This window comes from Mesorhizobium sp. M2E.F.Ca.ET.219.01.1.1 (assembly GCF_004016445.2).
GTDB lineage: Bacteria > Pseudomonadota > Alphaproteobacteria > Rhizobiales > Rhizobiaceae > Mesorhizobium.
Window position 1 is genome coordinate 1 of sequence record NZ_SADT02000111.1, and the last position, 362, is coordinate 362.

Annotated in this window: 1 pseudogene; it reads right to left on the bottom strand. The window is 68.2% G+C overall.

Annotated features, from left to right (window positions below):
* Positions 1-97: 97 nt before the first annotated feature.
* Positions 98-362: pseudogene (locus tag EN862_RS35150) on the bottom strand (asparagine synthetase B); the annotation flags it as partial.

The following is a 362-nucleotide window of genomic DNA, read 5'->3' on the forward strand; positions in this document are numbered from 1 at the left end:
CCATAGGCGCGGTAGAAGCGGCGCTCCCGGCTGCTCTCGGCCGCCGGCCGGGCCGGGTCCTGTCGAAGATCGGGCGCAAGCGAACCGTTGAACGACATCATGCGTGGCTCCCGCCGAGTTTGACCTGACGCAGCCAGAGCGACAGCGAGGTCGAGCGCCAGACATATTGCACGTCCAGCGGCTCCGCCTCGTCCGGCCGCCGCAGGATGCGGGCATAGGCGGCGGTCACCTCCGGCAGATTGACATAGGGCGCGATCAGGCCGGCGTCCGCCACCAGCTCCCTGTCCAGCAGGTCGCGGTGGTTGCCGACCATGCCCTTGACCAGGTTGGCCGTGAAATCGATCTTGTCGCGTCGCCACTGC